Source organism: Micromonospora sp. NPDC049051 (genome assembly GCF_043197575.1).
GTDB lineage: Bacteria > Actinomycetota > Actinomycetes > Mycobacteriales > Micromonosporaceae > Micromonospora.
The window spans coordinates 809,631-829,076 of sequence record NZ_JBICTL010000002.1; the positions used below are offsets into that span (position 1 = coordinate 809,631).

Annotated in this window: 15 protein-coding genes; 3 read left to right on the forward strand and 12 right to left on the reverse strand. The window is 75.2% G+C overall.

The window, feature by feature from the left end; genetic code table 11:
- Positions 1–63 precede the first annotated feature (63 nt).
- Complete coding sequence (locus ACGFIR_RS10870) at positions 64–840, reverse strand: UdgX family uracil-DNA binding protein (RefSeq protein ID WP_393004711.1); 777 nt, start codon at positions 838–840, stop codon at positions 64–66.
- A 99-nt stretch (positions 841–939) separates the two neighbouring features.
- Positions 940–2,280: an aminotransferase class I/II-fold pyridoxal phosphate-dependent enzyme gene (locus ACGFIR_RS10875; protein ID WP_393004186.1), complete on the reverse strand. Its 1,341-nt coding sequence runs from the start codon at positions 2,278–2,280 to the stop codon at positions 940–942.
- 34 nt (positions 2,281–2,314) lie between these two features.
- Here ACGFIR_RS10875 and ACGFIR_RS10880 point away from each other — a divergent pair, with 34 nt between their 5' ends.
- Entirely contained in the window at positions 2,315–3,562 is a 1,248-nt protein-coding gene (locus ACGFIR_RS10880) for a bifunctional pyridoxamine 5'-phosphate oxidase family protein/GNAT family N-acetyltransferase (RefSeq protein ID WP_393004188.1), read from the forward strand.
- Entirely contained in the window at positions 3,559–4,227 is a 669-nt protein-coding gene (leuE, locus tag ACGFIR_RS10885) for a leucine efflux protein LeuE (protein WP_393004190.1), read from the forward strand. The genes ACGFIR_RS10880 and leuE overlap by 4 nt, the downstream gene beginning before the upstream one ends.
- Before the next feature lie 125 nt (positions 4,228–4,352).
- On the opposite strand, the gene ACGFIR_RS10890 is transcribed toward leuE, so the two are convergent.
- The 10 genes from ACGFIR_RS10890 to ACGFIR_RS10935 form a co-directional block, all read right to left on the reverse strand.
- Positions 4,353–5,279: a sporulation protein gene (locus tag ACGFIR_RS10890; protein ID WP_393004192.1), complete on the reverse strand. Its 927-nt coding sequence runs from the start codon at positions 5,277–5,279 to the stop codon at positions 4,353–4,355.
- Between the two features lie 231 nt (positions 5,280–5,510).
- Positions 5,511–6,575, reverse strand: coding sequence for a hemolysin family protein (locus ACGFIR_RS10895; RefSeq protein WP_393004194.1), 1,065 nt, complete (start codon positions 6,573–6,575; stop codon positions 5,511–5,513).
- Positions 6,572–7,921, reverse strand: coding sequence for a hemolysin family protein (locus tag ACGFIR_RS10900; protein WP_393004196.1), 1,350 nt, complete (start codon positions 7,919–7,921; stop codon positions 6,572–6,574). Before ACGFIR_RS10900 ends, ACGFIR_RS10895 begins: the two co-directional genes overlap by 4 nt.
- Positions 7,922–8,094: 173 nt before the next feature.
- Entirely contained in the window at positions 8,095–8,427 is a 333-nt protein-coding gene (mnhG, locus tag ACGFIR_RS10905; RefSeq protein ID WP_393004198.1) for a monovalent cation/H(+) antiporter subunit G, read from the reverse strand.
- Positions 8,427–8,696: a monovalent cation/H+ antiporter complex subunit F gene (locus tag ACGFIR_RS10910; RefSeq protein WP_393004200.1), complete on the reverse strand. Its 270-nt coding sequence runs from the start codon at positions 8,694–8,696 to the stop codon at positions 8,427–8,429. The genes mnhG and ACGFIR_RS10910 overlap by 1 nt, the downstream gene beginning before the upstream one ends.
- Positions 8,693–9,265: a Na+/H+ antiporter subunit E gene (locus tag ACGFIR_RS10915; RefSeq protein ID WP_393004202.1), complete on the reverse strand. Its 573-nt coding sequence runs from the start codon at positions 9,263–9,265 to the stop codon at positions 8,693–8,695. Before ACGFIR_RS10915 ends, ACGFIR_RS10910 begins: the two co-directional genes overlap by 4 nt.
- The gene (locus ACGFIR_RS10920) at positions 9,262–10,767 is read right to left on the reverse strand and encodes a Na+/H+ antiporter subunit D (RefSeq protein WP_393004204.1); all 1,506 of its coding nucleotides are present in this window, start codon (positions 10,765–10,767) and stop codon (positions 9,262–9,264) included. The genes ACGFIR_RS10915 and ACGFIR_RS10920 overlap by 4 nt, the downstream gene beginning before the upstream one ends.
- 25 nt (positions 10,768–10,792) lie before the next feature.
- Positions 10,793–11,272 carry a Na(+)/H(+) antiporter subunit C gene (locus tag ACGFIR_RS10925; RefSeq protein WP_393144488.1) on the reverse strand — a complete coding sequence of 160 codons (480 nt, stop codon included), beginning with the start codon at positions 11,270–11,272 and terminating at the stop codon, positions 10,793–10,795.
- Positions 11,269–14,103, reverse strand: a complete 2,835-nt coding sequence (locus ACGFIR_RS10930) for a Na+/H+ antiporter subunit A (protein ID WP_393144490.1) — start codon at positions 14,101–14,103, stop codon at positions 11,269–11,271. The genes ACGFIR_RS10925 and ACGFIR_RS10930 overlap by 4 nt, the downstream gene beginning before the upstream one ends.
- Positions 14,104–14,227: 124 nt before the next feature.
- Positions 14,228–14,629 carry a hypothetical protein gene (locus ACGFIR_RS10935; RefSeq protein ID WP_393144492.1) on the reverse strand — a complete coding sequence of 134 codons (402 nt, stop codon included), beginning with the start codon at positions 14,627–14,629 and terminating at the stop codon, positions 14,228–14,230.
- A gap of 212 nt (positions 14,630–14,841) precedes the next feature.
- Between ACGFIR_RS10935 and ACGFIR_RS10940 the strand changes: the two genes are divergently transcribed.
- Positions 14,842–19,431 carry an ATP-dependent helicase gene (locus ACGFIR_RS10940; RefSeq protein WP_393144746.1) on the forward strand — a complete coding sequence of 1,530 codons (4,590 nt, stop codon included), beginning with the start codon at positions 14,842–14,844 and terminating at the stop codon, positions 19,429–19,431.
- Positions 19,432–19,446: the final 15 nt, after the last annotated feature.

A 19,446-nucleotide genomic window follows, 5' to 3' on the forward strand; every position in this document is an offset into this window, starting at 1 on the left:
GGGTGAACTACCGTTCCATCCTTGCGCACCCCGCGCGCCGTACGGCAGCCGGTCGCGCGGCGCTCAGCCGGCGAGGGCGCGGGCGGCGACGGTGAGGTCGGCGACCAGCCCCTCGTACGCCTTGTCCTGGTCGTCGGCGCGCAGCACGGCGGACGGGTGGATGGTGGCCAGCAGCCGGGCCGGCGGGGCGTCGGCGACGGCGCCGGCGGAGTCCACCGGAACCCGCCGGAAGTCCTCCGGGCGCTGGGCCGACTCCGGCCAGGGCAGCAGTTCGCCGCGCTGGCGGGTGACCCGGAACGTCGGGCCGAGCAGGGCCTTGGCGGCGGTCGCGCCGAGCACGACCACGATCTCCGGGCGCAGTTGGGCGAACTCGGCCACCAGCCAGGGGCGGCAGGCGGTGACGTGCACCCGGTCCGGGGTCTGGTGGATGCGCCGCTTGCCGCGCAGCTCGAAACGGAAGTGCTTCACCGCGTTGGTGAGGTAGATGTGGCCGGGGTCGAGCCGGGCGTCGTCGACCGCCCTGCGCAGCAGCCGGCCGGCCGGGCCGACGAACGGCAGGCCCTTCTGGTCCTCCATGTCGCCGGGCTGCTCGCCGACGAAGACCACCCGCGCGCCGGCGTCGCCGCGGCCGAAGACGGTCTGCGACGCGTCGCGGTAGAGCTCGCAGCCCCGGCAGCCGGCGGCGGCGACGCGCAGGTCGTCGAGGGTGTCGGCCTGCGGCGGGATGAACTGCTGTGCGCCCGGTGCGGTCTCGGTCTGCTCGGCCATGGCGACTGTTCTACCCGGTGCGGGAGGGACACGCGCGGGGACCCGCCGGGCGGGACACGCCGGTGCGGACAGAGTGGACGGTGGGACGCGCGACGCCGCCCGCCCCCGGGCCGGGTAGCGGTGGGCGACGACGCCGGCCGGCGGGTGACCGACGGGGCGGCCGGCGCCCGCTCACGCCGTGAAGCCGGCGGGCGGGGTGGGCCGCACCGCCCGGGCCACCGCCCCGGCCAGCTCCGGGATCTCCGCGTCGGAGAGCGAGCTGACGGTGATCCGGATCGCCGGCGGGCCGGCGATGCTGTGCAGCGCGCCGGGCGCGACCGCCCAGCCGGCGTCGCGCAGCGCGGTCAGCACGCTGGTCTCGTCGTCGACCGGCAGCCAGACGTTGATGCCGCTGCGCCCGTGGGCGGTCAGGCCGTGGCCGGCGAGCGCGTCGACCAACGCCGTGCGCCGCCGCTCGTAGCTGCCGGCGGCCCGGTCCACCAGCACCGCCACGGCGGGGTCGCGCCAGAGCGCCAGGACCAGTCGTTGCAGCACGGTGGAGACCCAGCCGGCGCCGACCCGGGCCCGGCCGGCCACCCGGGCCACCGTGGTCTCGTCGCCGACCAGCACGGCCAGCCGCAGGTCGGGGCCGAACGGCTTGCTCACCGAGCGGACGAAGGCCCACGTCGGGGTCGCCCCGGCGAGCGGGTGCAGCGGTACGCGGGCCAGCTCGGCGGCGTGGTCGTCCTCGATCAGCAGCAGGTCGGACCGGCCGGCGAGCAGGGCGCGCAGCTGCCCGGCCCGCTCGGCGGAGACCGCCGCGCCGGTGGGGTTCTGGGCCCGGCTCGTCACGATCAGCGCCCGCGCGCCGGCGGCCAGCGCGGCGCCGACCCCGGCGACGAGCGGACCGTCGTCGTCGACCGGCACACCGATCGGCCGCAACCCGAGCGCGGCGATCAGGTCGAGCAGGTTGGCCCAGCCGGGGTCCTCGACCGCGACCGCGTCCCCGGGGCGCAGGTGCGCGCCGAGCAGCCGCTCGATGCCGTCCAGGGCGCCGCCGGTGACGGTCAGCTCCGTCGCCGGTACGCCGTCGGCGGCCAGCCGCTCGCGGGCCGCCCCGGCCAGCTCGGGCAGCACCCCGGCGGCGGGGTAGCCGACCGGCTCGCCCGCGGCGGCGGCCAGGCCGGCCAGGTGCTCCCCGAGGGGTGGCAGCAGGCGCACGTCCGGCTCGCCCCGGGAGAGGTCACGCAGGCCGGGGACGGTCGGCGGGCGCAGCGCGGAGCGGCGGGCCGCCACCGGTGGGCGGGGCCGCACCCGGGTGCCGTGCCGGCCGGCGGTGACCACCAGGCCCCGCTGGCGCAGCTCCTGGTAGGCCCGGGCCGCGGTGGCCGGGCTCACCGCGAGCCGGGCGGCGAGCTCCCGCACCGGCGGCAGCGCGTCGCCGGGGGCGAGGGCGGCGCTCCGGATGCCCGATTCGATGCTGGCCGAAATCTCGGCGGCCGTCGTACCGACGACCTGATAGCGTGCTGACACAAATCAGGGATTGTACTAGAACAAAGGTCGAGCCATGTACGCACCCACCGAACGGACCGCCGCCAGCCGCTCGCGGGAGCGGATGAGCTACGACGAGGCCGCCGCGCACGCCGTCCTCGACGAGGCGTACGACTGCGCGCTCGGGTTCACCGTCGACGGCGAGCCCCGGGTGCTGCCCACCCTGCACGTGCGCATCGGCGACACCCTCTACCTGCACGGCTCCACCGGCAGCCGGCCGCTGCTCGCCGCCCGGGGCGACGGACTGCGGATCTGCGTCGCCGTCACCCTGCTCGACGGCCTCGTCTACGGCCGCTCGCAGTTCCACCACAGCGCCAACTACCGCTCGGTGGTGGCGCACGGCACCGCCCGGCTGGTCACCGACCAGCGGGAGAAGCTGCGGATGCTGACCGCCCTGGTGGAGAAGGCCGCCGCGGGGCGCAGCGCCGACAGCCGGCCGCCCTCGCGCCGGGAGCTGGCCGAGACGGCCGTACTGGCCCTGCCGCTGCGCGAGGTGTCGGTGCGCGCCCGCGCCGGCGGCGTACGCGACGAGCCGGCCGACCTCGCCCTGCCGTACTGGGCCGGCGTGGTGCCGCTGCGACTGACCGCCGGACCGCCCGAGCCCGACGCCGGGGTGGGCGTGCCGGTGCCTGCGTACCTGCGGCCGGAGACGTCGCCGTGGCTCGACCCGGCGGTGCTGCGCGGGGAGCACGTGCTGCTCGAACCGCTCGACCTCGCGCACGCCGACGAGCTGCACGCCGCGACCGCCGACCCGGAGGTCTGGCGGCACCTGGGCAGCCCGCCGCGGCCGGCCGACCCCGCCGGCACCGCCGAGGCGATCGCCGTCGCGCTGGCCGCACACCGGCGGGGCGAGCGGGTGCCGTGGGTGCAGCGCTGCGCGGTGACCGGCGCCGTGGTGGGCACCACCTCCTTCTACGAGGTGGACCCGGAGCGCCGGGCGGTGGCGATCGGCTACACCTACCTGGGCCGGCCCTGGTGGCGCACCGGGATCAACACGGAGGCGAAGCTGCTGCTGCTCACCCGCGCCTTCGAGGAGCTGGGCGCGGTACGGGTGGTCTGGCACACCGACATCCGCAACGAGCGCTCGCAGCGGGCGATCGAGCGCCTCGGCGCGTCCCGCGAGGGGGTGCTGCGGCGGCACCGGCAGCGCCCGGACGGCTCCTGGCGGGACACCGTGCAGTATTCGATGACCGTCGACGAGTGGCCGAACGCACAGGTCACGCTCCGGAAAAGGCTTCGCCGGGAGGCACCCGTGGCCCCATGATGACGGGCGTGCTGGGCATCACCGACATCTGGACGTACGTGCTGGGCACCGTGGCGATCGTTCTGCTGCCCGGGCCCAACTCCCTCTTCGTGCTCTCCACCGCCGCGCAGCGGGGCGTGGCGGCCGGCTACCGTGCGGCCGGCGGGGTCTTCGTCGGCGACGGGGTGCTGATGTTCCTCTCCGCCGCCGGCGTGGCGTCGCTGGTCAAGGCGTACCCGCCGATCTTCCTCGTGATCAAGTACGCCGGTGCCGCGTACCTCGGCTATGTGGGGTTGACGATGCTGCGCGGCGCGTGGCGACGCTGGCGCACGCGCAACGACCCGGCCAGCCCGCGGCTCATCGACGCCGCGGAGCCGGCGGCGCTGCGCAGCCCGTTCCGCAAGGCGCTGGTGATCAGCCTGCTCAACCCGAAGGCCATCCTGTTCTTCGTGTCGTTCTTCATCCAGTTCGTGGACCCGAACTACGCCTGGCCGGCGCTGTCGTTCCTGCTGCTCGGGCTCATCGCCCAGGTCACCAGCGTGCTCTACCTGACCGCGCTGATCTTCACGGGCACGTTCCTGGCGGCGCAGTTCCGTCGACGCCACCGCCTGGCCGCCGGCGCCACCACGGGCGTCGCCGCGCTCTTCCTCGGCTTCAGCCTCAAGCTGGCCACCGCCTCCGCCTGACCCGGCCGGGCCGGGTGCCGCCTCCCCCTGACGCTGCCGGGTCGGGTGCCGGCGCCTGAACCGGCCGGGTCGGGTGCCGCCATCGCCTGGCGCTGCCCGGCCGGCGCCGACCGAACCCGACGGGGTCAGGCGCCGTCGCCGCCCCCGGAACCGCCGATGCCGGCTCCGCCGGCGGTGCCGCCCAGCCCGAAGCCGGGATGGATCGGCGCGTCCGGCGGGCGGCTGACGTGCGCCGACTCGGAGATGTTCGCGGACCAGTCGGCGTGCGCGGCGGCGGCAGCGTGCCGGTTGATCGCCGCGCGCAGCCAGGCGTCCACGGTGGCGACCCAGTCGCGCTGGTCGGCGCCGGTGTGCCAGACCCGGAACCGGCTGATGCTCTGGTGGGTGATCCCGGCCAGGGCCAGCCGCCGGTCCATCCAGAGGATCACCTCCAGGCCGGCCGGATCGGCGATGAAGATCAGCTCCAGTTCGGTGATCGGCCCGGCGTAGAGCGGCGCCACCCAGTAGCCCAACCGCTGGTGCAGCGGCAGCGTCTGCGCCACCCCCGGCAGCCGCCCGTCGACCAGGCCGGCCTGACGCATGCTGAAGCCGAGCGTGTCGAGGGCCGCCAGGACGTGCGCCTGGGTGGGCAGCGGATGCACGAAGACCGGCACCATCGCGCCCTGGTCGAGCCGGGGCTCGACCGCCACCTCCGTACGCAGCCCCATCCGCAGGCTGAGCAGGGGGACCTCGCCGAACACGGTCACCGGGGTCTGCCACGGCAGCGGGAACTCGAACGGGATCGTGCGGCCCCGCCCGGCCCGCAGCACGAAACCTTCCGCCACCGTCGCCTGGTGGAACTGCACCAGGCGACGGGGTGCCTCCGGGTCCTCCGGCTCGGCCGTGGTGACCAGGCCGAGCCGGACGTGCAGGACGGGTACGTCGGTGGAGCCGGCGATGACGGTCACCCGTCCGGGCAGGCGCAGCCCCGGGCGGGTGCTCGGGTTGGCCAGGGCCGTCCGCACCGACAGTCCGGTCCAGCTGGACTCGGGTGACACCCCCGTCAGCCGCACGGCACTCCCCCGTCCACGACCAGGCCGGCCCGGCCGCCCCGTGACCGCCGATCCCGCGCGCGTGGGGCCGCCCCCGCCGTCACGTGCCCGGCCGGCGCCGCCCCCGTGCGTCGCGGGCCCGGCGGACGCCGTCCCCGTCGTCGCGGACCGGTGGGTGGGGCCCACCTCCATGGTCGCGGACCCGGCGGGTGGCCGCCCCGACTTCGGAGAAGAGCGGCCACCCGTCCGTTCTCACCTCATGCGTCGCCCGCGCGGCACCGGGTCGGTCTCGTCGTCGAACTCGCCGATGACCTCCTCCAGCAGGTCCTCCAGCGCGACGAAGCCGATGGGCCGGGTCGGCCCGCCGCCGTTGCGCACCAGCGCGAGCTGGGACTGCCGGGCCCGCATCTCCGCCACGGCGTCGGTCACCGAGGCCGTGGCCGGCAGGGTGAGCGCGTTGGTCATCAGCTCGGCCGCGGTGACCGTACGACCCGTGGTGGTGGCCCGCACCGCCTCGCGGACGTGGACCAGGCCGCAGACGTCGCCGTTGGCGTCCAGCACGGCCAGCCGCGACCGGCCGCTGTCCCGGCTGACCTGCTCGATGCGGTCGGCCCCCTCGTCGCGGCGCACCGTCACCATCTGGTCGAACGGCTCCATCACCTGGGCCACCGTGGTGCCCTGCAACTCGAGCATGCTGGTCAGCATCTCGTGCTGCTCGGCGCCCAGCAGCCCGTGCTCGCGGGACTGCTCCAGCAGCATGCGCAGCTCGTCCGGGCCGTGCACCTGGGCGAGCTGGTCCTGCGGGTTGACCTTGACCAGCCGCAGCATCGCGTTGGCCAGCGCGTTCATCACCGACAACACCGGCCGGGCGACCCGCGCGAAGGCGCGGAACGGCAGGGCCAGCAGCACCGCCGAGCGCTCCGGGTGGGTGATCGCCCAGGACTTCGGCGCCATCTCCCCGACCACCAGGTGCAGGAAGGTGACGACGCTGAGCGCGAAGATCAGCGCGATCACGTGACTCGCGGCGGTCGGCAGCCCCACCGCGTGCAGCAGCGGGCTCAGCAGGTGCTCGATCGCCGGTTCGGCGAGCGCGCCCAGCCCCAGGGTGCAGAGCGTGATGCCGAGCTGCGCGCCGGCCAGCATCAGGGACAGCTCGCGTACGCCGTCCAGGGCGGCCCGGGCGGCCCGGCCGCCACCGGCGGCGGCGTGCTCCAGCCGGTAGCGCTTGCTGGCCACCAGGGCGAACTCGGCGGCCACGAAGAAGCCGTTCAGCGCCAGCAGGATCACCGACGTGAAGAGTGCGATACCGGGGGTCATGCGGACACCTCCCCCGGCTCGGCGATCCGCAGCCGGACCGAGTCGGCCACGTGCCGGTCGACGGCCAGCACCTCGACCAGGGCGCGCGGCTCCTCCGCGCCGTCCTCGCCGTCGGCCGGCAGGCTGATCTCCAGCCGGTCACCGACCTCGGGGACCCGTCCCAGCTCCCGCATGACCAGGCCGGAGAGCGTGTCGTACTCCGGGGCCTCGGGCAGCGCGATGCCGGTGCTGTCGGCGACCTCGTCGATGCGCCAGCGGGCCGGCACCACCCAGGAACCGTCCTCCTGGCGGGCCGGGGCCCGCTCCGGCGGGTCGTCCTCGTCCCGGATCGGCCCGACGAGTTCCTCGGCGATGTCCTCCAGCGTGATCACGCCGGCGAAGCCGCCGTACTCGTCGACCACGCAGGCCAGCTGCCGGTGGCCGGAGCGCAGCCGATCCAGCACCGTCGGCAGCGGCAGGGTCTCCGGCACCAGGAGCGGGGGCCCGGCCACCGCGCTGACCGGGGTGCTCGCGCGCTTCTCCGGGGGTACGCCGAGCACGTCGGCGATACCGACCACGCCGACGAGGTCGTCGACGCCCTCGGTGCCGCGTACGGGGAACCGGGACTTGCCGGTGTCCAGCAGCTCGACCACCCGGCTGAGCGGCTCGTGCGCGCGTACGGTGTGCACGTCGACGCGGGGCACCATGACCTCGCCGGCGGTCAGCTCCCGGAAGTCGAGCCCCCGGTCGAGCAGCGTCGACATCTCGTCGGTCAGGTGCCCCTCCTGGCGGGACTCGGCGATGATCTGCTCCAGGTCCTGCGGGGTGGCCCCGCTGGGCAGCTCCTCGATCGGCTCGATGCCGACGCGGCGGAGCAGCCGGACCGCGGCCCGGTCGAAGAGCTTGATCAGCGGACCGGCGATCTTGAGGTAGATCAGGGTGGAGCGGCTCAGGGCCCTCGCGAGGGGCTCGGGTCGGGCGATGGCGAGGTTCTTCGGTGCCAGCTCGCCCAGGACCATCTGCACGAGGGTGGCGAGGATCAGGGCGAGGACGACGGAGAGCGGCAGGCTGACGGCCGTGGAGACGCCGGCGACCCCGAGCAGCTCGGCCAGCCCGGCGCCGAGGAACGGCTCGGCGACGTAACCGACCAGCAGGGCGGTGACGGTGATGCCGAGCTGCGCGCCGGAAAGCATGAACGACAGCCGTCCGGTCACCTCCAGCGCCCGGGCGGCGGCCTTGTCGCCGTCGTCGGCCAGCTGCTTGAGCCGGCCCCGGTCCACGGCGACGTAGCCGAACTCCTGGGCCACGAAGTAGCCCGTGGCGACGGTGAGAACGATGATGAGAAGAAGACCGACGACGATCAACACGGGTCGCTCAGGGCTCCCGGGGACGTCGGGGTCGGGATACGCCGGGCACGACCCGGCTGGCTACTGCTGCCCTCCTGGGCAGAAGAGTCGATCATGCGGCCCATTTTATCCGGCCCCCCTGGATGTCCGCTGAAGGTGTGCCGAAGGCCCCGCCGGGCGCCCGCGATCCCCGGTCAGTGGTCGGCGAGTTCGTCGGCGTCGAGCAGGGCCGGGTCGACCCGGCCGGCGCGGTACGCGGCCCGGCCGACCATCTGCGCCGCCACCGGGGCCGTGGCGAGCTGGAACACCCCGACCAGCGCCAGCATGCCCAGGTCCGCCGGGGTACGCAGCCGCAGCGCCACGCCGATCAGCAGGAGCAGCACGCCGAGCACCTGCGGCTTGGTGGCGGCGTGCATCCGGTCCAGCGTGCTGGGGAAGCGCAGCACGCCGATCCCGGCGGCGAGGCTCAGCAGGGCGCCGACCACCAGGCAGCCGCCGCCCAGCCAGTCGGCCAGCGTGTCCCACATCAGGCTCCCCCGCCCTCGCGGACGGCGAAGCGGACCAGCGACACCGATCCGACGAAGCCGAGCATGGAGAGCACCACCAGCACCGGCAGGGTGGTGGCGTGCCGGTTCACCGCGGCCTCCGCGCCGACCGCGCCGACCAGGGTGGCGAGCAGCATGTCGGCCGCGACCACCCGGTCGATCAGCGACGGCCCCCGGTAGAGCCGGATCAGGGCCAGCATCGCGGTCACCGAGAACAGGGTGGTGAGGATGACGGCGAGGAACGTGGTCACGGGTCGGGTCCCCTCTCGACGGGATCGGCGCTCACCCGGTGGACCTCGGCGGCGGAGCCGACCGCGCGGACGATCCGCCGCTCGACGGCGAGGATCCGCCGCCGGCTGCCGTCGAGGTCCTGCGGACCGTGGGTGTCGAACACGTGCACGTAGAGGACCCCGAGGTCCCGGTCCACCTCGACGATCAACGTGCCCGGCACCAGCGAGATCGCCTCGGCGGTGAGCGCGAGGTTCAGGTCGGTGCGGACCCGCAGGCGGACCGCGATGATCGCCCCGCGGGGCTGGTACCCGGGCTGCACCGCGACCCGGGCGACGTGCGCGCTGGCGCTGACCAGTTCGGCGGCGAAGCGCACCGCGAAGACCAGGAGCGGTCCGGGGCGCAGCCGGCCGCCGAAGCTCACCGGTGGCAGCGGGAAGAACACCAGCACGGCGGCGGCCACCAGCATCCCGCCCGCGAGGTTGCCCCAGGAGAAGTCCCCCCAGAACAGGCTCCAGACGAGCACCAGCCAGCCGAACGCGATGAGCTGGTCCCGCCGCCGTCCCCAGCCGCGTCCCCGTGCCGGGGTCACGGGGCACCGACCGGCAGCACGGAACGGATGTACGGGGTGCGCTCACGCAGGTCGGCCGCCGCGTCGGCGGTGACGTCGAACAGCGGTCCGGCGACGACGGTCAGCGCCAGCCCCAGCCCGACCAGCGCGATCGTGGCGCCGACCATCAGCGCGGGCAGGCGCACGACCGGGGCGGTGGTGGCCAGCTGGGGGGACCGCCAGAAGGCGATGTTCCACACCCGGGAGGCCACGTAGAGGGTGAGCAGGCTCGTCACCGTGCCCGCCGCGACCAGTACGCCGGGCAGCGGCTCGCCGGCCGCGACGCCGGCCTGGAGCAGGCCGAGCTTGCCGAGGAACCCGGAGAAGGGCGGGATGCCGGCGAGGTTCATGGCCGGGACGAAGAAGAGGACGCCGAGCAGCGGGGCCACCCGGGCCAGGCCGCCGATGCGACGCAGGTCGGTGCTGCCGGCCCGCTCCTCGACCAGCCCGGTGACCAGGAACAGCGTGGTCTGGATGGTGATGTGGTGCACCACGTAGAAGATCGCGCCGGAGAGCCCCGCGACGCTGCTCAACGCCACCCCGAAGATCATGTAGCCGATGTGGCTGACCAGGGTGAACGAGAAGAGGCGCTTCATGTCCGACTGCGCCACCGCGCCGAGGATGCCCACCACCATGGTCAGCCCGGCCACCACCATCAGCAGCCCGGCGAGCTCGCCGCCGGGGAAGAGCAGCGTCTCGGTGCGGATGATCGCGTACACGCCGACCTTGGTGAGCAGGCCGGCGAAGACCGCCGTGACGGGGGCCGGCGCCGTCGGGTAGCTGTCGGGCAGCCACGCCGAGAGCGGGAAGACCGCCGCCTTGATCCCGAAGGCGAGCAGCAGCATCAGCTGGAGGGTCAGCCGTACGCCGTCGGGCAGCGCGTCCAGCCGGTGCGCCAACTGGGCCATGTTCAGGGTGCCGGTGGCCGCGTACACCATGCCCACCGAGGCGAGGAAGATCATCGAGGAGAGGATGCTGACCACCACGTACGTCGAGCCGGTGCGGATCCGGGTCTCGGTGCCGCCGAGGGTGATCAGCACGAAGCTCGCGGCCAGCAGGATCTCGAAGCCGACGAAGAGGTTGAACAGGTCGCCGGCGAGGAACGCGTTGGTGACGCCGGCGGTCAGCACCAGGTAGGTGGGGTGGTAGATGGTCACCGGGACGGTCTCGCCGAAGTCCCCCTGCCCCTGGCCGACAGAGTAGAGCAGCACGCACAGGGTCACCGCCGAGGAGATCACCAGCATCAGCGCGGCGAGCTGGTCGGCGACCAGCACGATGCCCACCGGCGCCGGCCACCCGCCGACCTGGACCACCACGGGTCCGTGCCGGTACGCCTGCACCAGCAGCACCGCCGCCACCGCCAGCGTGGCCGTCAGGCAGGCCACGCTGACGAACCGTTGCGCCCCGGGCCACCGGGCCAGCAGCAGGGTCAACGCCGCGCCCAGCAGCGGCACCACCACGGGCAGCGGCACGAGCCGGCTCATCGGGCGCCCCGTCCCGCGTACCCGGTCATCCGAGGCCGTCCCCGCGCCGGAGCCGGCGCGGCGGCTCCGGGTCGACCTGTTCGGGGTCGGCGTCGGGGCCCTCGCCGCCGAGGTCGACGGCGGCCAGGTTGTCGTGCTCGGCCGCCTCCCTGATCTGCCGGTCCTCGATGTCGTCGGGCACCTCGTCGTCCCCCGTGAGGTACCAGCTGCGGTAGCTCACCGACAGCAGGAACGCGGTCAGCCCGAAGGTGATCACGATGGCGGTGAGGATCATGGCTTGCGGCAGCGCGTCGCTCAACCTGCCCGGGGGCGCCGTGCCGACCACCGGGGCGGCCCCCGCCCGCCCGCCCAGGAGGATCAACACGTTGACGCCGTTGCCGAGCATGATGACGCCGAGCAGGATCCGGCTCAGGCTGCGTTCCAGCAGCAGGGTGACCCCGCAGCCGACCAGCATCCCGGCGGCGACGACGAGCGCCAGGGCCGGCCCCGCGGCGTCCGTCGTCACGTCCGCTCCCCCTGCCGGTCGACGCGCAGCCCGCCCCCGGGCTCGCCGGCCGCCTCGATGTGCCGGTCCACCTCGGCGCCGAGGCTGCGCAGGATGTCCAGCACCAGCCCGACCACGACCAGGTACACGCCGACGTCGAAGAAGAGGGACGTGACCAGGTAGAACTTCCCGATCACCGGCAGCCACAGGTCGACCCGGGTGCTCTCCAGCACCGACCCGCCCGCGAACAGGGCGACGGCCCCCGCGCCGACCGAGACGAACAGGCCGGCGCCGAGCACCGTGCCGGCCCCGACCGGGGCGGCCTCGGCCAGCTCGTAGCGCCCGCCGGCCAGGTAGCGCACGGCCAGCGCCAGGCCCGCCACCAGACCACCGGTGAAGCCGCCGCCCGGGGCGTTGTGGCCGGAGAAGAGCAGGAACAGGGAGAAGACCACCACCGTGTGGAAGACCAGCCGGGTCACCACCTCCAGCACGATCGAACGCTGCCGCTTGTGCAGGGTCGCCCCGCCGCGCAGCCAGACCCGGTGCCCCGGCAGCTGAACCCGGTTCGGCGGCTGTGGGCGGCGGGGGCGGGGTCCGGTCCGGGACTGCTGGAAGACCAGGCTGGCCACGCCGGTCGCGGCCACCACCAGCACCGCCAGCTCGCCCATCGTGTCCCAGGCCCGGATGTCGACCAGGGTCACGTTGACCACGTTGCGGCCGTGCCCGTAGGTGACGGCCAGGTCCGGGAACGCGTCGGAGATGGTGGGCGCCTGCCGGGCCGCGGCGGCGGTCAGGGCCAGCCCGCCGACCACCACGCCGACGACCGCCCCGATCGTGCGGCGTACCCACCGCCTGCGTCTCGGGCGGGCCGAGAACCGCTCCGGCAACCGGCGCAGCACCAGCACGAACACCGCGATGGTGGCGGTCTCGACGAGGAACTGGGTCAGCGCCAGGTCCGGCGCGCCGTGGATCACGAAGAGCATCGCGGTGCCGTAGCCGGTCATGCCGACCAGCAGCATCGCCGTCAGCCGCCGCCGGGCGCCCACCGCCAGCAGCGCGGCGACCGTCACCACCGCCGTCACCACCACCTGCAACGGGCTGTCCCAGAGGGCGATCCGGTCCTGCCACGGACGGGTCGCCAGCATCGCCCCGCCGGGCACGACGGCGAGCACGACCAGGATCACGCCGAGGTACTGGGGCAGGGAGCCCCGCTGGGTGGCGCCGGTGACCTCGATGGCGAGCCGGTCGAAGCGGCCGATGAGCCACTCGTATCCCTGGTTGCCGCTGACCGGGACGTGCAGCCGGGCCAGCACCGGGGCGAGCGGGCCACGCAGTGCGAACAGCGCCGCCCCGCCGGCCACGGCGAGCGCGGAGAGGCCGAGGGCCGGGGTGAGGCCGTGCCACAGCGCCAGGTCCTTGCCGACGGCGCCGAACAGCTCGGCGTACGGGCGCAGCAGGCCGTCGAGGATCCCGGCGGCCGGACCGGCGGCCAGCCCGACGGCGGCCAGCAGGACCGGCGGGGCGAGCATCGACGCGGGGATCCGCCCGAGGACGGTCGGCTCCACGCCGGGGCGGGTGGCGAACGCGCCCCAGACGAACCGGGCGCTGTAGGCGACGGTGAGCGCCGTGCCGGCCACCAGCACGGCGACGACGGCGGGCTGGTCGGTGAAGGCGGCCAGCACGGCCTCCTTGGCGACGAAACCGACCAGCGGCGGCAGTCCGGCCATCGACGCGGCGGCGAGCACCGTCACGGTGACGAGCAGCGGCGCGCGCCGCCCCAGCCCCGACAGCTCCCGCAGGTCACGGGTGCCGGCACCGTGGTCGATGATGCCCACGACGAGGAAGAGCGGCGCCTTGAACAGGGCGTGGGCCAGCAGCATCGCCGCCCCGGCCAGCGCGGCGTCCGGGGTGCCCGCCCCGACCGCCACCGCGAGCAGGCCGAGCTGGCTGACCGTGCCGTACGCCAGCAGCAGCTTCAGGTCCGTCTGCCGCAGCGCCGCCCAGCCCCCGGCGAGCATGGTGACCAGACCGGCGACCACGACCACCGGCCGCCACGGGCCGGCGCCCGCGAGCACCGGGGCGAGCAGCCCGATCAGGTAGATGCCCGCCTTCACCATCGCGGCGGCGTGCAGGTACGCGCTCACCGGCGTCGGCGCCGCCATCGCCACGGGCAGCCACGAGTTGAACGGCACCAGCGCCGACTTGGACAGCGCCCCGGTCAGGATCAGCAGGACCGCCGTGACCAGGTACGCCCCGCCCGGCGGCGGGCCGGCGGCGATCTCCGACCAGCGGTAGGTGCCGGCGTGCTCGCCGAGCATGATGAACCCGACCAGCATCGCGAGCCCGCCGAGGGTGGTCACGGTCAGCGCCTGCGCCGCCGCCCACCGGCTGGAGCGCCGCTCGGTGCTGTGCCCGATCAGCAGGTACGAGAAGACGGTGGTGAGCTCCCAGCACGCGTAGAGCAGCAGCAGGTCGTCGGCGAGGACCAGGCCGAGCATCGCCCCCGCGAAGGCCACCAGCACGGCCGCGAAGCGGGCCACGCCCCTGGACTCCCGGCCGAAGTAGTGGGCGCTGTAGACCAGTACCAGCGCGCCGACCCCGCCGACGAGCAGGACCATCAGCCAGGACAGGGTGGTCAGCCGCAGCGCCAGGTCGACGCCGAGCTGACCGATCCACGGGTACGTCTCGACCACCTCGCCGCCGTCGCGGACGGCGGGGGTGCGGGCCAGCGCCCAGCCGAACGCGGCGGCCGGCGCCAGCGCCAGCGGGTAGCAGGCGCGGGGGCCCCACCACCGGACGAGCAGCGGCGCGACGAGGGCCGCCACGAGGTGGAGGATCAGCAGTACGAGCACCCGCGCTCCCGGTCGAGGTTGCTGCGGCGCGCGCCGGAGGTGGGACGGCACCTAGGTGCGATCTCACGCCAGTTCGTCGCCCTGCGGGCGGTTTTGCGCGAATTCGCCCCTGTCGCGGCGTACGTCAGGCGACGGTGACTTCGGCCGCGGGGGCCGCGGATTCCCGGACGGGGCGCTCGCCACGGGGCTCCACCAGCAGGTCGGGACGGCCGAGCTGGACCACGACCTTGTTGACCACCCGCTGGGCGGCGGCGAGGGAGCGCACCGGCAGCAGCCGGCCCCGGCCCTCGCGGCGCAGCACGAAGTAGTGCACCGCCGCACGGACCTGGCCCCGGTCGGCGGCGCTGGCCTGCGCGGTGGAGACGACCAGCTCCCGCAGCGCGGCGGCGAGCCGCTCGGCCAACTCCAGCTCCGGGCCGGACAGGCCGGTGCGGACGGCGGCGAGGTGACTGTCGACCTTGCGGATGAGCACGTCGGTGCCGGGCTCGAAACTCCGCTGCTCGACGGCCAATCCGATCCCCTCCACCCAGGCTGACGCTCCGGGTGAAGTTACTTTATGTTGCGGTACACAATCAAGCTGTTAAGTAAGACTTAATGGATTAAACGCTCAAACACCGCCAGTTGCCCAGCCGTGCCGGCACCGATCCGGAGCCGATGAGCCGGAGCGAGGCGCCCGTGGCCCGCCGGCGAGTCAGGATGTCGGCCCCGCGGGGCAGGATGGATGGCGTGACGGAGGCGATGGCGGGTTTCGGCGCGGCGACCAGAGAGTGGTTCGGCGCCGCGTTCGCCGCGCCCACCGCCGCCCAGACCGGCGCGTGGGCCTCCGTCTCGGCGGGGCGCAGCGCGCTGGTGGTGGCCCCCACCGGCTCCGGCAAGACGCTGGCCGCGTTCCTCTGGTCACTCGACCGGTTGGCCCGCGAGCCCGCCCCGGCCGATGCCCGGCACCGGTGCCGGGTGCTCTACGTCAGCCCGCTCAAGGCGCTCGCGGTCGACGTCGAGCGCAACCTGCGCACGCCCCTGACGGGCATCCGGCAGGCCGCCACCCGGCTCGGCGTGGCGCCTCCGGAGATCACCGTCGGGATGCGCACCGGCGACACCCCCGCCGACGAGCGGCGGGCCTTCGCCCGCACGCCGCCGGACATCCTCATCACCACGCCCGAGTCGCTGTTCCTGCTGCTCACCTCGGCCGCCCGCGACTCCCTGCGCGGCGTCGAGACCGTGATCGTCGACGAGGTGCACGCGGTCGCCGGCACCAAACGCGGCGCCCACCTCGCGCTCTCCCTGGAACGCCTCGACGAGCTGCTGCCCGCCCCGGCGCAGCGGATCGGCCTCTCCGCCACCGTCCGGCCGGTCGACGCGTGCGCCCGCTTCCTCGGCGGCGCCCGCCCCGTCGACGTGGTCGCGCCGCCCACCGCCAAGACGATCGAGGTCAGCGTCCAGGTCCCGGTGGAGGACATGACCCGCCTCGACGAGCAGGAGCCGCCGGAGGACGATCCCGGTGGTCTCGGCGCCCGTCGGGCGTCGATCTGGCCCGCGCTGGAGGAGCGCGTCTTCTCCCTGGTCCGGGCGCACCGCTCGACCATCGTCTTCACCAACTCGCGGCGTTCCGCCGAGCGCCTCTGCGCCCGGCTCAACGAGCTGGCCGGCGAGGCGGCGGCCGGGCAGGAGCCGACCGGCGCGTCCACGGCGCCGGAACGCGAGGCGGACGGGTGGGGCGGCCCCGCGGGGCCGGTACGCGTCGGTCGTACGCCCGCGGAGCTGATGGCGCAGGCGGGCGCGGCGGCCGGCGCACCCGCCGTGATCGCCCGCGCCCACCACGGCAGCGTCTCCCGGGAGGAACGCAAGCACATCGAGGAGGCGCTCAAGTCCGGCCAGCTGCCCGCCGTGGTGGCCACCTCCAGCCTGGAGCTGGGCATCGACATGGGCGCCGTCGACCTGGTGGTGCAGATCGAGGCGCCGCCCAGCGTGGCCGCCGGGCTGCAACGGGTGGGCCGGGCCGGCCACCAGGTCGGCGCGGTCTCCCGGGGGGTGGTCTTCCCGAAGCACCGGGGCGACCTGCTCTCCTGCACGGTGGTGGCCGAGCGGATGGTCGACGGCGCCATCGAGGAGCTGCACCACCCGCGCAACCCGCTCGACGTGCTGGCCCAGCAGATCGTCGCCATGGTGGCGCTGGAGCCGTGGCGCGTCGGCGACCTGGCCGTGCTGGTACGCCGGGCGGCGCCGTTCGCCGAGCTGCCCGACTCGGCGCTGCACGCCGTGCTCGACATGCTCTCCGGCCGCTACCCGTCGACCGCGTTCGCCGAGCTGCGGCCCCGGCTGGTCTGGGACCGGGCCACCGACACGCTCACCGGCCGGCCCGGCGCGCAGCGGCTCGCGGTGACCAGCGGCGGCACGATCCCCGACCGGGGCCTGTTCGGTGTCTTCCTGGCCGGGGCGGAGCGGGCCGCCCGGGTCGGCGAGCTGGACGAGGAGATGGTCTACGAGTCGCGCATCGGCGACGTGTTCCTGCTCGGCTCGTCGTCCTGGCGGATCGAGGAGATCACCCCCGACCGGGTGCTGGTCTCCCCGGCACCGGGGCAGGCGGCGAAGATGCCGTTCTGGAAGGGCGACCAGCTCGGCCGGCCCGTCGAGCTGGGTCGGGCCATCGGCGCGCGCGTACGGGCCCTGCTGCGGCAGGACGACGAGACGGCGACCGCCGCGCTGCGGGCCGGCGGCCTGGACGACTGGGCCGCGGGCAACCTGATGGCCTACCTGCGCGAGCAGCGCGCCGCCACCCGTTCCCTGCCCGACGACCGCACGGTGGTGGTCGAGCGGTTCCGCGACGAGCTGGGCGACTGGCGGCTGGCCGTGCACAGCGTGCTCGGCGCCCGGGTCAACGGGCCGTGGGCGCTGGCCATCGGCCGCCGGCTCGCCGAGCGCTACGGCGTGGACGCCCAGGTGATGCCGTCCGACGACGGCATCGTGGTCCGCCTGCCCGACACGGCCGACGAGCCGCCCGGCGCCGACGTGGTGGTCTTCGAGCCGGAGGAGATCGCCCAGCTCGTCGAGGAGTCGGTCGGCACGTCCGCGCTCTTCGCGTCCCGGTTCCGCGAGTGCGCCGCCCGGTCGCTGCTGTTGCCCCGCCGCGACCCGCGCCGCCGCCAGCCGCTGTGGCAGCAGCGGCAACGCGCCGCCCAGCTCCTCGACGTCGCCCGCGAGTACGCCGACTTCCCGGTCACCCTGGAGGCGGCCCGGGAGTGCCTCCAGGACGTCTTCGACCAGCCGGCGCTGGCCGAGCTGATGCGCGACCTGGCCGCCCGGAAGGTGCGCCTGGTCGAGGTGGAGACCGCCCAGCCGTCGCCGTTCGCCCGGTCGCTGCTCTTCGGCTACGTCGGGGCGTTCCTCTACGAGGGCGACGCGCCGCTGGCCGAGCGCCGGGCCGCCGCGCTCGCGCTGGACTCGACCCTGCTCGGCGAGCTGCTGGGCCGGGTCGACCTGCGGGAACTGCTCGACCCGGCGGTGCTGGCCGAGACCGAGCGGCAGCTGCGCTGGCTGACCGAGCAGCGCCGCCCGCGCGACGCGGAGGACGTGGTCGAGCTGCTCCGTGTGGTCGGCGACCTCTCCGAGGCCGAGCTGGTCGGGCGGGGGGCCTCCCCCGGGTGGCTGACGGAGCTGGCGGCGACCCGCCGGGTGCTGCACGTACGCGTCGCCGGGGAGGAGCGCTGGGTCGGCATCGAGGACGCGGCACGCCTGCGCGACGCCCTCGGCGTGGCCCTGCCGGTCGGGGTGGCCGAGGCGTACCTCGCCCCGGTGGCCGATCCGCTCGGCGACCTGGTCGCCCGCTACGCGCGTACGCACGGGCCGTTCGCCGCCGCCACCTGCGCGGCCCGCTTCGGGCTCGGCGTCTTCGTGGTCGAACAGGCGCTGCGCCGGCTCGCCGCCACCGGGCGGGTGGTCGCCGGCGAGTTCACACCCGACACGGCCGGCAGCCAGTGGTGTGACGCGGAGGTGCTGCGGCTGCTGCGCCGCCGTTCCCTGGCCGCGCTGCGCCGCGAGATCGAGCCGGTGCCGCCCCGCGCGCTGGCCGCGTTCCTGCCCCGCTGGCAACAGGTGGGCTCGTCGGCGCGGGGGATGGAGGCGCTGGCCGCCGCCGTAGAGCAGTTGCAGGGGGCGGCGGTGCCGGCGTCGGCGCTGGAACGGCTCGTGCTGCCCGGCCGGGTGGCCGACTACTCCCCCGCCCAGCTCGACGAGCTCTGCGCCAGCGGCGAGGTGCTCTGGGCCGGCTCCGGGGCGATCTCCGGCGGGGACGGCTGGGTCACCCTGGCCTACGCGGACGTCGCGCCGCTGCTGCTGCCCCCACCCGACGAGGCGCTCACCCGTACCCCGCTGCACGACGCGGTCCTGGACGCGCTCGACGGCGGGCAGGCGCTGTTCTTCCGCTCGCTGTCCGACCGGGTCGGCTCGACCGACGACGCCGCGCTGACCGCCGTCGTCTGGGATCTGGTGTGGGCCGGTCACCTCACCAACGACACCCTGGCGCCGCTGCGCGCGGCGCTCGGCGGCGGCGGGGCGCACCGGTCCCGTCCCGCCGCGCCGCGCACCCGCTACCGCCGCCCCGGGCGGGTGACCCTGCCGACGCGTGGCGGCCCGCCGACCGTCGCCGGCCGCTGGTCGCGGCTGCCGGAGCGCGACACCGACCCGACCCGCCGCGCCGCGGCCCTGGCCGACGTGCTGCTGGAGCGGCACGGCGTGGTGACCCGGGGCGCGGTCATGGCCGAGCAGGTGGCCGGCGGTTTCGCCGCGGTCTATCCGGTGCTCGCCGCGCTCGAGGAGCGCGGCGCCGCCCGGCGGGGCTACTTCGTCGAGGGCCTGGGCGCGGCGCAGTTCGCGGTGCCGGGTGCGGTGGACCGGATCCGGGCGCTGGCCGAGACGGCGGACGGCGGGCGGGGGCGCGGCGGCCCCACCCTGGTGCTCGCCGCCACCGATCCGGCCAACCCCTACGGCGCGGCGCTGTCCTGGCCGGAGCGGGTGGTCGACTCGGGCGACGGGGCCGCCCCGGCGTCCGGGCACCGGGCGGGGCGCAAGGCCGGTGCCGTGGTGGTGCTGGTCGCCGGTGACCTGGTGCTCTACGTCGAACGCGGCGGGCGGACGATCCTGTCGTACACCGACGACGGCGACCTGCTGGCGGCGGCCGGGAAGGCGTTGGCCGACGCGGTCCACTCCGGCGCGCTGGGCGCGATGTCGGTGGAACGGGCCGACGGCGAGGCGGTGCGTTCCTCTCCGCTGCGCGACGCCCTCACCGCCGCCGGCTTCCGCGCCACCCCGCGCGGCCTGCGCCTGCGCGGCTGACCCGCCCCGACACAC